6 protein-coding genes and 3 pseudogenes are annotated in these 12985 nt (G+C 65.0%); 6 read left to right on the top strand and 3 right to left on the bottom strand.

All coding sequences use genetic code 11. The annotated features are described in order from the left end of the window. Positions 1–195 precede the first annotated feature (195 nt). Both J8M51_RS24820 and J8M51_RS24815 read right to left on the bottom strand, forming a co-directional pair. The gene (locus J8M51_RS24820; protein ID WP_143673156.1) at positions 196–2214 is read right to left on the bottom strand and encodes an alpha-amylase family protein; all 2019 of its coding nucleotides are present in this window, start codon (positions 2212–2214) and stop codon (positions 196–198) included. Further along, on the bottom strand, positions 2214–3098 hold the full coding sequence (locus J8M51_RS24815; RefSeq protein WP_179203063.1) for a radical SAM protein: 885 nt from the start codon (positions 3096–3098) through the stop codon (positions 2214–2216). Before J8M51_RS24815 ends, J8M51_RS24820 begins: the two co-directional genes overlap by 1 nt. A 292-nt stretch (positions 3099–3390) precedes the next feature. Here J8M51_RS24815 and J8M51_RS24810 point away from each other — a divergent pair, with 292 nt between their 5' ends. The 5 genes and pseudogenes from J8M51_RS24810 to J8M51_RS24790 form a co-directional block, all read left to right on the top strand. Further along, positions 3391–5460 (top strand): hypothetical protein, encoded by a 2070-nt coding sequence (locus tag J8M51_RS24810; RefSeq protein ID WP_143673157.1) that lies wholly within the window; start codon positions 3391–3393, stop codon positions 5458–5460. Beyond that, positions 5453–5836 (top strand): hypothetical protein, encoded by a 384-nt coding sequence (locus tag J8M51_RS24805; protein WP_143673158.1) that lies wholly within the window; start codon positions 5453–5455, stop codon positions 5834–5836. Before J8M51_RS24810 ends, J8M51_RS24805 begins: the two co-directional genes overlap by 8 nt. Further along, positions 5820–9611 (top strand): trypsin-like peptidase domain-containing protein, encoded by a 3792-nt coding sequence (locus tag J8M51_RS24800; RefSeq protein ID WP_086755407.1) that lies wholly within the window; start codon positions 5820–5822, stop codon positions 9609–9611. Before J8M51_RS24805 ends, J8M51_RS24800 begins: the two co-directional genes overlap by 17 nt. An 89-nt stretch (positions 9612–9700) precedes the next feature. Continuing rightward, a complete protein-coding gene (locus J8M51_RS24795; protein WP_179203064.1) occupies positions 9701–11167 on the top strand; it encodes a GMC family oxidoreductase in 1467 nt (488 codons plus the stop codon). A gap of 28 nt (positions 11168–11195) precedes the next feature. Then, positions 11196–11937: pseudogene (locus J8M51_RS24790) on the top strand (IS3 family transposase); the annotation flags it as partial. On the opposite strand, the pseudogene J8M51_RS46465 reads toward J8M51_RS24790, so the two are convergent. After that, positions 11888–12473 (bottom strand): annotated as a pseudogene (locus J8M51_RS46465) (IS701 family transposase); the annotation flags it as partial. The pseudogenes J8M51_RS24790 and J8M51_RS46465 sit on opposite strands and share 50 nt — an antisense overlap. A gap of 249 nt (positions 12474–12722) precedes the next feature. Between J8M51_RS46465 and J8M51_RS24785 the strand changes: the two are divergent. Continuing rightward, positions 12723–12914 (top strand): annotated as a pseudogene (locus tag J8M51_RS24785) (CorA family divalent cation transporter); the annotation flags it as partial. Between the last annotated feature and the right edge of the window lie 71 nt (positions 12915–12985).

Below are 12985 nucleotides of genomic sequence, written 5' to 3'. Positions count from 1 at the left end.
ACGCCTAACCTGCTGGCCTCCGTCATCCGCGTACCAAAGAACCCCATCGCGGTCCAGGACGGAAACTTCGTCCTGGAGGAGGGCCAGTGCAGCCAAAACGACGCGCTCACCCGGTGCACCGGAAAAGCCTATGCCCGCCGGGGAATACCCCATGAAAGGTTCACCGATGGGCCACGAAGAGATCGTACGTGTCTTCTACGATGCCGCAGGCTGGCCGGCCAAGTCGTCCTGACTGTCGAGTGTCACGATGATCGACCGTGCGGGCAGCGTGATCATCTGGTCCGTGCGGAGGAACGGGGGCAGCCCATCAAACGGGACCACGAGCACCAGAGACGCGGAGGGCAGCTTCCACTGAATCACAGTTGCCACCGGTGACCAGTTCGCGAGCACAACAAGCCGGCTCCCGGCTTCGGGGCAGTGGCGGATGTAGCCGAAGCAGTTAGGCGCAAGGTCCGGTTCGGGGAAGTACGTCGCATACTCCCAACCCGCCAGGTCGCCGAGCTCTCGGGATGCAGCCAATAGTTGGCCGGTCAAGTCGAGTTGGCGACACTCTGGGCCCACTTCTCGCCAGTCGATCGGGACGTCATTGAAAAGAGCCAGAATCTCATCACCAAGGAGCGTACGTTTCCGAAGGAGATCGGGAGCCGTGTCGAAACCGAATTCTTTGTTAGTGATGACACCAGCCCCCCATTCGGTACCGCTGAATATGAGCGGTACCGCATCGGGCAGAAACTCGTAGACGACCTGCAACAGGGCGGAGGCCCAGGGAAGAGCAGGGAATGTGTCGTGGTTTCCTACACCGGCAAGGAATGGAGATCCTCCGGAACGGCCCTGGAGGACCCTCAGGTGGTGCGCCAATGACCTCGTCAAGACGGGGAGGTTGTGAGTGTGCGCGCTCACGCAGTAGATCAGCGGCCCGCACACCGCGTCGAAGTCTGCGTCCGGAAGGTCGAAATCCCACAGTTCCTCACTGATGAAGACCATGTCCTCATCAGCGCCCCCTGCCACGTCGGTGGCAACCTGACGTAGATCCCTGAGAAGATGTTCGGCGTCGACCGATGACAGATACCCGGCCCCCAGGGAGCCGAGGCGCATGGCGAAGTCAGGGCGCCAGGCCCCTGCTAGACAACGGGCTCGGCGGAGCAGTTCCGGAGGGACACTCGGTCCCACGTCGATGAGGAATACCCGCTCACCAAGCTCGTGATAGCGCCAGGCGAGCAATGCGGGCATCAGGTCCCACGCCGGCTGTTCCGGATCGTACGCCGTCGGACACCGCCGCCCGGCCGGCGGTGGTACATCGCCACGGGTATAGCGGACGGCGGCCACGTCGCTCCAGGTGTAAGTCGTGGCATCACCAGCAAGTACGTCGGGAAAGGCATTGGCCAGTGTGACCATCCCGGCGTCCGAGTCGTCTTGAACAACGTGGTGCCGCCCCGTCACGTTCTCGACAGCGGTAACGGCCTTCGCATCGGGCGCCGGTACGAACCGGTTGGCCGTTCGAGAATCGATGTTCGGGGTGGAAAGGTCTGGTTGTCGCGACATCCCCTGCGTCGTGGCCGCGCAGTATACGAGCTCTCCAGGTTCCGCCCGCCACCAGAAACCGAGTTTGGGAATTGACGCGAACAGCGGGCTGTCGACCGCCAGAGTCGCCATGGGAACGATCGAGCCGGGGCGAATCCCAAGAAGCTCACAAGCCTGGATCAGTGCTCGATACTGAACGACGACCGGAACCTCGGGCAGGAGCGGATCACCCAGCGACTGGTCGATGTCGAATGGATTGCTCACGGCGAATGGCGATCCGCGTTCCCCCTTGCGATTGGTGTGGCCGATTCGTCCGACGGGGAGACATATGAAGATGGTGATTCCAACCCTGTCCCGCAGGAACGGAAGGAAGGCGATCTGCGTGAGGGCGGTTCCAATGCGCCCGTTCAGAGCAGCGAAGGTACGGGGGAAACTCTGATAGATTCGGTCCGTGCTGCAGATTCCCCGCGGAGTATCGCCGTCGTGCCGGTTGTCGGCGAGAATCCTGTCGAACAGGTCGGAGAAAAAAGTGTACGGATCCCCTACATCAACCGGATTCGAATGATTGCTCGCGCTGTCGCAGAGGAACTCCGGCACCAGGTAGCTGCCACCGAGAACTGCTCTTCGCTTTCGGAGCGCACGCCGTACGGTATCGAAGTCCGGGTATCCTTTTGTTTCGTCAGAATTCACCATCAGATCGCCTCGTCACTCTTCGCGTGCACGCACCGTCGGCACAGGTAGTCCTTCGGTGCGACCTCCTTCCCCATGGTCCAGGAGTGGTAGCGGAGCCGACTCGCCGAAGCGGCGAGCTGAATCAGATCCGAGTCGGGAACTCGCCCGATCGGGTACTGCTCGAAGTAGTCTTGGCAGCACAGGATGGCGACCCCCGTCGCATTGATGTGCAGCCACTCCAGGGTCCGGTTCTGCAATGCGCAGCCGCGCAGTGATCGGTGGTACACGTTTTCTTGATATTCGTTTTTCAGCAATCCTGCCCGATCATTCGGATCGTATCGGTGAATCGAGAAGGGCGTATTCGAGAATTTATCGCAGATCGCGGTGAACGTCGCGTTGTCACCCGGCGTATCTCGACCTTGCATGCTGATATGTAATTCCATTCTGCGTGCGACCGGTGAGGTCGAAATATCCTCGAGGTTCCGCATGACCGTCGAGTAGAGTGGACTCTGATGAACACGCCTGAACTCGACTGGATCTGCCGCCGAGAGATGTATGTCAAACTCGACATTCGCTCCGGACTCCACAATGCGTTCCGCGAGATCCCTGGTTAGCCTCGTACCGTTGGTCAGCAGTACGATTCTTGCAGACAGTGGCGAGAGCATTTCAAAAACTTTGACCAGATGTGGATTCGTGGTCGGCTCGTCGTAACCGTTGAGGTAGATCTGCTCCAGCGCCGGAAGCCGGGCCAGGTCTACGGAAAGGGATGCGATGACCTCCAGCGGAAGAAATCCGCCGCTGCGCGGATGGTAAGCCACGGGACAGTAGCGACAACGGTAGTTGCAGGCGGTCCCGGTTTCAATTTGCACGTACCGAATGAGTTCATGTGGTTCGGTCTGACTCACAGCGAGCCTCCAACCGCTGGGACCGTGGACGTCGCGACATGGATGCCGAGGAGGTTGGGACCACGGTTCATCAGGCAACCCTGCCCGAGGATGCGCACAGTGTCCATAAGGCAATAAGGAGGTTTTCGAAATCGGCGAGTCCAGGCGAAGACGGCGAACACGATCGCTTCCTGCGGTTACGTCCGACCTGCAGTCAAGATCAACGACGACCGCGCGACACACCATTGCCGCTGCGCCGACAGTGCGCCATCATGAGCCTACGTCGGCTGCGGTCCAAGCACGGGAAGGTGCCATGCCGCCCAGTGAAACCCTGCTCGCCTCGGTACTGCGCCAGAACAACCGATCAATAGCCCGGGACTGGGCCGCGAGTTTGAACGCCGATCCGGGCCGCCCAGCTCCGACTTCGCCTGTGCGCAAGGAATTCACCGACCGGTATCTGCCGGCCATGTTGCACATGGTCGCCCATCTGATCGAAAACCCTTCACCCGAGCTCATTGCCGTTTATCGAGATGAATTACAGCGATACCCCCTGCAACTGGGGCACCCTCTCGACGCGAGGAACGGCAACATATTCGGATTCGAGGTGGCCGAGTTAGTCGCGGCCCAACGCGCGGCGATCAGTCGCCGATTCGGCGCGAGCGCTGCAATCGACACGCTCGATCATCTGCATGAACCGCTGCTCACGGCGCCGGGGATTCGCTACAACATGCTCCTGCTCGGTGACTGCCTGATGAACGGAGTGCGGTGCTTCCTGACGGACAGCCTCCGCGAGAAAGGCATCAGTCTCCGCGGCTATCACCAGTACTTCAGCAGCGCGCTGAGTGCCCCGTTCCACCTCGCCGCCGCCCGCGACTTCGCCGGTCGTCACCCTGTGGGAATGATCGGATTCAGCCCGTTCACCTTCGATGCACTGCCCGTTTTCCGCCAATTACTCGCAGAATCGTCCCAAGGTAGCCATCCCACCACGGTCACCGTGAACGGGGTTGTGGACCTGGTGGGGCATGCGGTCGAAGAAATCAGGCTATGGTCCGACGCACCGATCCTGCTGCACAATGCCAGCGGCGCGCCAGAGGGGCCCGAACGTGCCGACATCACCAGCCTCCCACCACTGACATCGGCCGGGCAGTCTGCGATCAATGCGCTGAATGCGGTATTGAAGGAACGAGTACGCACATGGCCGGGGGTGCTGCTCATCGACGAGGCCGACATCGTCGAACGCGTCGGTCTGCGACAGGCGTCCGAGCCGGCCGCACCGGGGATTTCCCTTCCCGACTCTCTCCATCACACCAGTCGGCTGAGCCGAGAAATAGCGCGTTCCTACGAGGACATCGTCGAAGCCGCTGTAACACTGACCGGGCTCCGTGCCCTGGCTGTCGACTTCGATGGCACCTTGTGGTCCGGAGTGATGGCCGAAGGCAGGGTCACGCAGCACCGCGACCGCCAGGCGCTACTTCGTCGCCTCGCCCGGCAGGGCATCGTTTTGATCGGGCTCAGCAAAGGCACTCCCGAGTCTATTCGATGGCGGGAAACGGACATCACCCCGGAGGACTTCGTCACTGTCAGACGCGGCTGGGAACCCAAGCCCGTCGCCTTGGCCGAGGCCCTGCAGGTTCTGGACATTCGGCCGGAGCACGTCGGCGTCATCGACGACGACGCAACCCAACGGGCCCTGCTGGCCAGCGCCTTTCCCAAACTTACGGTCCTTGACGCCCGCGATCGCGACGTCTGGCGGAGGTTGTCACTCGCTGCGGAACTGACCACCGTCACCAGCGACGGCGTGCGCCGCACCGGCCGCTACCGAACCGCCCGGCGCCGTAAGGATTTCGTTTCCTCCCAAGCCGGAGCGCAGGCCACGGCGACCGCGATGGCCGCACTGAGGCTGCAGTTGTCCAGTGGGCCGATGCAGCCGACCGATGTGCCCCGCACGCTGGAGCTGCTACGACGCACCAACCAGTTCAACACCACCGGTATGTGGCTCTCAAAGCAGGCGTTGTCTCGCATGACGGACCCCAGCTCGGAACAGGTCGTGCACGTGGCGTCACTGCGGGATCGCTTCGGCGACTTCGGCCTGGTCGCAGCAGCCGTCGTGCACCGCGCACGCCGCTCCATCGAGTCGTTCGTACTGAGCTGCCGTGCCATGGGCTACGGCGTGGAGAACGTGCTGCTGGACCTCATCATCACCGAGTACGGCACCCCGATCGAGGCCCGGTTGGTCCGGACCCGGCTCAACGAGCCGTGCCACGGTTTGTACGCCGTGGCCGGCTTCCAGGAGTGCGCGCCGGGACGCTGGCGCCTGGACCACAGAAGGCCGACTCACTTCCCTACCTTCGTGACGGTGGAACCCGTCGATCGCCATGAATGAGGTGCTGACGATGGACGTAGTGGTGTCACAGACCGAGGGCGGGCAACCGTACGCGGTGAAGGTCGTCCCGCTGCCCGGCGACCTGTCGCCGACACCGCCCGAAGCCGCCGGTGAGGAGCGGATGACGTCACCGACCGGCATTCGGGACCGGGTCGACGGCGCTGTCGGAGAAATGTCTGCGCTGCTGTCACACATTGCCGGCACGGTTGGCCGCGAGCTGTCGGGCATCCCTGTCGAGCACCGTCCCACGGAGGTGGAGGCCGAGGTGTGTCTGGGGCTGTCCGCGCAAGGCGGGCCGGTCTGGCTCGGGGTGAGGGGCGACTACACCTTGCGTGCCAAGCTCATCTGGAAAAGGGCCGATGCGACCGAAGCATGACGCCGACGTGCTCGCAAACCTGCTCTCCACTGCTGTCTGCGGGATCTCGGTCGGTGGCGCCTCGGTCTCGGGTACCGGCTGGTTGGCGGCGCCCACGGGTATCGTCCTCACTGCTGGCCACCTGCTGACCGGGGCTGGCGATCTCAAAGTGACGTTCCCCGGCCACGGGCCGCTACGGGCACGCGTTCTCGTCGCGGCACACCAGCCTGCGGAGGGCATCGACTTCGCCGTGCTCGACGTGGACCTGGACGACCGCAGAATCGCGGCGCTGCCCATCGCCCTGGCACACGCTCCGCGCGGCTCGTTCGCCAGTGCCGGCTTCGGCGTCACCCTTCGTACGATCAGTGCCGGTGCAGGCGACATCATCGGTCCGTTCGATCCCCGCAACGACGCATCGTTGCGGCTGTTTCGCTGCCGCAGCCAAGAGCTGGCCGAGCCGGGCTACAGCGGCGCTCCCATCGTGAGCACCGAACTTGGCGCCGTGGTCGGCATCCAGATCGAGGCGGTCACCGGCCCGCGCGGTGCACGTGACACCGTGCTCGCGATGCCGCTGTACCGGGTGGCGTCTGCTTGGAACCGGCTTGAGGAGATCGAGGCACAGCAGGCCGCCGGCAGTGACTCGCCCGCCGCGCGGCAGGTCATGGTAGTGGCCACCGCAATCGACACTCTTGCGGATCGGATCGCCGCCGAGTTGCGCGTTCGGGGCCTCGCCGCGCGCAGTGTTTTCGTGTCTGACGGCGAGATACCTAAACCGAATCCGGCTGTCCTCGCCGACGTACAGACAATGGTGTTGGTCGCGAACGGCATGGCTCTCACGTTCGAGTCGACGCGGGAACTGGTCGTGGCCGCGGTGTTCCGACAACTCGTGCTCATCGTCGTCGCCGACGAGGGAGTTGCACTCCCCACCTACCTGCGGAGCTTCGTCAGGGTTTCAGCGGTCGGTGAGGCAGTTGCCGCGGCGGTATCCGCCGCAGCCGACGCGGCGCTGGCGGCCAAGCCGGCCTCCTTGGCGGATGCTCTTGAGGACATCCAATCCCACTCGTCCGCTCCAGGCCGGTTCCAGCCCCGCATCGACGAACTCCGCTCGGCGGCGGAAGGCTGGTCGTCCCGTCGAGAACGGCAGGAGCGCCGTCTCGAAGCCCTGGCCGAAAGCGGTCTGCACGGTACGGGGGCCCTGAGGGCCGACGTCGCGCCTGCGGTCGGCGTCAGGCCGTTCGACCCGCAGCATCTGTTCCGTGACCGGGTGCACGAGACTGGCGACATCAGCAGGGCACTAGCAGACGATTCGGTGGGCGTCGTGTCCGTCATCGGCCGCGCCGGCGTGGGCAAGACCGCGCTGGCCGCGCGTGTACTGAGCGCGCTGCGCTCGCAACACTGGTTCCACAGCGGCTCGCGACCACGCATCGACGGAGTCGTCTTCCTCTCCACGCGTACGAGCTCCGGCATCTCCAGTGATGAGATCGTCCTCAAGCTGGCACAGCTCACCGGTGACGCGGACTTGTTCCGCACCTGGTCGACGCGCGCGATCCCACTCCACCGGCGCGTCGCGTCCGTGCTGGAGGTCCTCGACGACCGTCACGTCGTTGTGTTGCTGGACAATCTCGAGGACCTGCTCGACGGAAACGGTCGACTTACCGGTGGAGATGAGCTGGACGCGCTGCTGACCGAACTGATGCTCGTCGCCAGCCCGGTGTCGTTCCTGATCACCTCCCGGGAACAGGTGCAGTTTTCCACCAGCGTGCTGCCGAGGACTCGATGTGTCGAGTTGCGTGCCGGTCTACCGGACGACGAGTCCGTCCGAATGCTGCGCGAGCTGGATGCACAGGCGGAGTACGGACTCGCTGACGCACCGGACGATGTGCTGCGCCGACTGGCCACCGCGGTGCACGGCCTTCCCCGCGCACTGCAGTTGATAGCTGGGATGCTGGCCAGCGATCCCCTGCTGACCGTCGATGACCTCGTCACGCTGGACATGCCCGCCGTGAACGAGTCGCTCGGGGAGCTGATCGCCGAAACACTTGCCCGGCTTGACCGCCCGGCACGCTGGGTGCTGTTGGCGCTCGCGGTGGTCGGCCGCCCGATGGCGACCGGCGGGGTGGATTTCATCCTGCGGCCGTTCGCGCCCGGCCTCGACGTGCCGTCACTGGTCCGGCGGCTGGTCCGTACCCAGATCGTCTCAGGTGACCGCACCAGCAAGACCGTCGCGCTTCATCCTGCCGATCGACGGTATCTCCTGCGCCAGGCCGCCGAACAGCAGGAGGCCACCGTCGCCTTGCTCCACCGCAGAGCAGCCGACCACTACCTCCGGCTCAGCAAGGCCACAGCAGATCCGCGTGACATTGACGACGTCCGGCCGATGCTGTTCGCCTCCGAGCACCTGCTGAACAGCGGTGATCACCATCAGGCCGCGGAAGTGCTCGACGAGGTCGGTGGATTGCTGGAGAACATCGGCCAGTACCGGGTCACGGCGGACCTGGCTCGATCCTTGGCCGATGTCGCCGTGGGAGACGACTGGGTCCGCAACGCCATGAGACTGGGCAGGCTGTACTGGCTGATGGGCGAAGCGGCCACGTCGTTGGACTGGCTGGCCAAAGCGGAGGCCGCCGCCACCACGAACGGCGACCACCGCACGCTACCGGCGATTCTGGTCGACCTCGGCGCATCCCAGCGGGATTCCGGAAGTTTGCGCGCCTCGCTCCGTACGTTCCGGCGCGCGCTGCACGCTGCCGCACAGCAGGGTGACGGCGAGTTCCGGGTCGTCGCACGCGGCTTGGTTCAGTTGACCCACACGCTGCGCCCCATGGGTTTCCTCGCCACGTCCGTCTCGTGCGCGGAACGCGCCATGGCTCTGGTCAGGCGCGAGCGCGACACAGACCCGACCTGTGCGTTCCTCACAGCGGGCGCACTGATCAACGCCGCCGTCTCCGACAGCCTTCTCGGCCTGACACCTCGAGCCACGACACGGGCCACCGTGGCGCGCGACATCGCTCGCCACATCGGAGACCGAGGTCTGGAAGCGTACGCGGACTGCGTACTCGCCGGCCTAGCGCGGGTCGCCGGCGCGCCGGACGCCGCCGTTCCGCTGTTGCTGGGCGCTTTGGAGACTTACGAAGAGATCGGGGACCGGTGGGGCCTGGCCTCAGGACTGGCCACCCTTTCCTGGACACTTACGGATTTATTGGACGTCGATGCGGCGGAGAGCGCCATCCGACGCTGCCATATGGCTGCTGACGGCTGCAACCCCCGTGCCGCGGCCAGCGTGGTCCTGGCCGAGAGCGTCTTGGCCAGGCGACAGGGAGATCTCACCGCGGCCGTGCGCCTCGCAGGCGATGCCGCGTCGTCCTACGATCGCGCGGCGTTCCACCTCTACGGTGCCTGGGCCCGCTGCGAATTGGTGACCGCTCTGTTCCTACTCGGCGAACCGGTGCCATCGGCAGAGCTGTTCGTTCGCGCTACTCCGCTGACAAAAGCCGCTTGGCACACCCTCCGGGTGATGGCCCAGCCGATCGCGGACGGGGCCGACCAGACCATCGGGACTGCTCGGGCGGCGCTCGCCAGGGTCGGCCAGGGCACCGCGTGGCAAACGTTGCCAGCGGGTTGGCTCGCCGCGGTGGAGAGTTGCCGAACGGGTGCGGACCCGCCGGCCGAGGTCGGGAGGGTCTTCGAAGTCTTCGGCGCCGCACCCGGGGTCATGCACGATCACCGCCAGGTCCTCGGTCGGCTGGCCGACCATGACCTGCCCGGAAGTCCGGCGCTGCGACGCCTGCTGTCCTGATCCCTTGTCACCGGCTGCCGGAACAACCCCGCTGCGTTACCCGATGTCCACAGCCTGACTCACCCTGAAACCCCTTGTCGGAGGTATGTGTGCGCACAGCAGACGTTGTCGTTCTCGGCGGCGGTACAGCCGGATGCGTCGCCGCCAGTGAGGCGGCACGCGTCGGCCGCTCCACAATCCTGGTCGAGGCGGGCCCTGACTTCGGCCCCCTGACCGACGGCAGCTGGCCCGCCGATCTGCTGACGCCGTGGTCGCTTCCGACCAGCCATGACTGGAACCTCACCGAGACCTTGCCGAACGGCCGCACGCTCGCTCTCGATCGCGGCCGCGTCATCGGTGGATCCTCATCCGTGAACGGTTGCGTCGCCAGCTGGGGACACCGTGCCGACTACGACGGCTGGCACCTCGCTGGGTGGTCCGCCGATGTGATGCGCGCGGAACTCACGGCGGTCAGCGAGCGTTTCCGGGTACGCAACACAACGCCTCAGGAGACTACGCCGTTTCAGCTTGCCTGCCTGAACGCCGCAGTCACGGCGGGCTTTCCGTTCCAGTCCGACGTCAACGATCTGGACGGCGACGAAGGCGTGGGAACCATCCCGAGCACCACCTACGGTGGCATCCGGCGCAACTCGGCGTTCTCTTTCCTCGATGATGTCCGTCGTAGCATCACCGTGCTGCCGAATCGCACCGTCGACCGGCTCCTGGTCACCCGTGGCCGCGTCACCGGAGTGAGGTTGGCCGATGAAGAGATCCTCGGTGCGGACCTAGTGGTGCTGGCTGCGGGCACCTACGGCTCGCCGGCGATCCTGCTTCGCTCCGGTATCGGCCCTCCCGACGAGTTGGCGGCGCTCGGGATCACATCAGTGGTGCCCCTGCCCGGTGTTGGCGCCAACCTGCACGACCAACCCACGGTCGACGTCCAGTTCACCGGCACCCCCGAACTATGCCGTGCGATGGAACACTGGCTGACGGCCCACCAGTCAGCCGACGAGCCCGTTCTAGTGAAGGCGAGATCCGGTCAGGCGACAGAGGCGTTCGACCTGCATCTGTTCCCCGTGTCGGAAACACCGTTCGAAGGCCGCGCGTGGCGCTGGGTGCTGCCCGTCGCTTGTCTGACACCGCGCTCACGCGGCAAGGTCCGCCTTCGGTCCCGGGATCCTGCGGTTCCCCCGCTGATCTGCCACGGCTTCCTGACTGACACCAGAGACCTCCAGGTCCTCCTCGACGGAATCGACCTGGTGCGTGCCCTGGCCTCGACACCGGATCTGCGCGGAGTCCTCGGTTCCGAGCTGTCACCCGGTCCGACCGACCTCGTTCCGTGGGTACGCGCGTCCCATCACCATTACTGGCATCCCGTCGGTACGTGCTCCATGGGCACGGGTGAGCAGGCGGTCACCAACCCGGTCGGTCGAGTCAGGGGTCTGGACAACTGCCTGGTCGTGGACGCGTCCGTGATGCCAACGGTCCCTCGGGCCAACACGAACCTCCCCACAGCCGCAGTGGCACGCCACTTGGCCAGAGCCAACATGCCTACTGAACCGTTCCGGGTTCGATAGGGACTCGATCATTTGAGAGGATCGAGTCATGGCACGTCCTTCCCAATGCCCGCTTGAGCTGCGCCGTCGTGCGGTGCGGATGGTCGCTGAGGTGCGGCCGCAGTACGACACCGAGTGGGCTGCGATGAAAGCGGTCGCCCAGAAGTTGGGCATCGGCACGACAGAAACCCTGCGCAAGTGGGTACGGCAGGACCAGATCGACGCGGGGGCCCGGCCGGGCACCACAACGGAGGAGTCCGCAGAGCTGAAGCGGTTGACGAAGGAGAACGCCGAGCTGAAGCGGGCGAACGAGATCCTCAAGGCTGCGGCGTCTTTCTTCGCGTCAATGTCAGGGCCGAGCTCGACCGGCCACACACACGCTCGTAGCGTTCATCGACGAGCACAAGGGCCGCTTCGGCGGCGTCGAGCCGATCTGCCGCGTGCTGACCGCACACGACTGCAAGATCGCCCCGTCCACGTACTACGCCCACCACAAACGCCAGGCCACACCGGCCGCCCGCACCATCCGCGACCGTGAGCTCAAGATCCTGATCCAGGATGCGTACAAGGCCAACTACCGTGTCTATGGCGCCAGGAAGATCTGGCGGCTCCTGAACCGCCAGGGTGTCGCGGTGGCTCGTTGCACCGTCGAACGCCTCATGCGCGAGCTCGGCATCATCGGCGCGGTCCGCGGCAAGCGGGTGATCACCACAATCCCCGACGTGAGCGCGGAACGGGCCCCGGACCTGGTGGACCGCGACTTCGTCGCCCCAGCCCCGAACCGCTGCTGGGGGTGCAGAGCACGGTCAAGTCCAGGGATCCGGGTGGGCTGAACCACTGGTCCCAGCAGAAGGAGAAGGCGCAGTTGACCAAGGTCTGGTGGCAGCAGATGGCGCGGTCGAAGCGGACTTGGAAGTCGGCCCGGCCGAATTCGTCCTTGACCTGCTTGTAGCTCTGCTCGATCCACGGGCCGCAGACCGTAGAGGTGGAAGATCTCGGCTCCAGGTTGGCCGGCGGGTGCGGGCCGGTGGTGACATGGGGTGCGTCGGGGGCAGGTTGGTGGCCAAGTATCCGGGTGGCACTCTCCGGCAGAGCGGCCGGACGGTGGTGGCCACGATCAGCCAGCGGGGCGAGTCGGGGCCGTAGCCACCCAGGCGGGCATCAGCGGCCCACCAGGTCTCGGCGTGTCCGGCGCGGAAGCGACATTCCACGGGTGTTCAGTCGCCGGGACGCTTGGCGCCCGTCCAGGTCAGGGCGTGGGCGGCCTCGTTGAGGGCGTGCGGCTGGTCAGCCAGGGCGCCCAGACACCGTTGCATGGTTTGAGGGCTCAAGCACCTGCCACCATGACCACTCTTCGTGACCATGGAGAGTCGTCTACGAAGCCTTCCGCCATGCCCCATCGCCTCCCGGCGGGAAGGTCATCTGGGGAGAATCTGGGGAGCACGGCCGACGTTGGGGAGCGCGTGGGGAGAATCGACTACATAGCTGCGTTGCGATCTGAAACATCCTGAAAGAAGGATCAGCCCAGTTCAGCTACGGCTCCAATCACATCACCCCAGGTCAGGGCCTTCCGATAGACAACTTCAAGAAGATCTCTTCTTGGGCGGCGATTCTGTTTGCTCCGACGCTGGTCGGGACGATCTACGGGATGAACTTCACGCACATGCCGGAGCTGGGCTGGAGCTTCGGATACCCCTTCGCGATCGGCCTGACGGGGGTTGTTTGTGCCAGTTTGTACGTGATTTTCAAGCGGCGGGACTGGCTCTGAGCAAACGGCCCGCGAGCGCCGACACACCGATGCCGGCGGCGCGGACGCGTCCGACGCAGGCACCGTTCAAG

Origin of the sequence: Streptomyces griseiscabiei (assembly GCF_020010925.1) — a bacterium.
GTDB classification, from domain to species: domain Bacteria; phylum Actinomycetota; class Actinomycetes; order Streptomycetales; family Streptomycetaceae; genus Streptomyces; species Streptomyces griseiscabiei.
Note: the sequence above shows the minus strand (reverse complement) of the source record. Positions and strands in the feature narration are given on the sequence as shown.

Coding starts and splice junctions, on each gene's coding strand:
- J8M51_RS24810 (WP_143673157.1), top strand. CDS start 3,391: ATGCCGCCCAGTGAAACCCTGCTCGCCTCGGTACTGCGCCAGAACAAC.
- J8M51_RS24820 (WP_143673156.1), bottom strand. CDS start 2,214: ATGGTGAATTCTGACGAAACAAAAGGATACCCGGACTTCGATACCGTA.
- J8M51_RS24805 (WP_143673158.1), top strand. CDS start 5,453: ATGAATGAGGTGCTGACGATGGACGTAGTGGTGTCACAGACCGAGGGC.
- J8M51_RS24800 (WP_086755407.1), top strand. CDS start 5,820: ATGCGACCGAAGCATGACGCCGACGTGCTCGCAAACCTGCTCTCCACT.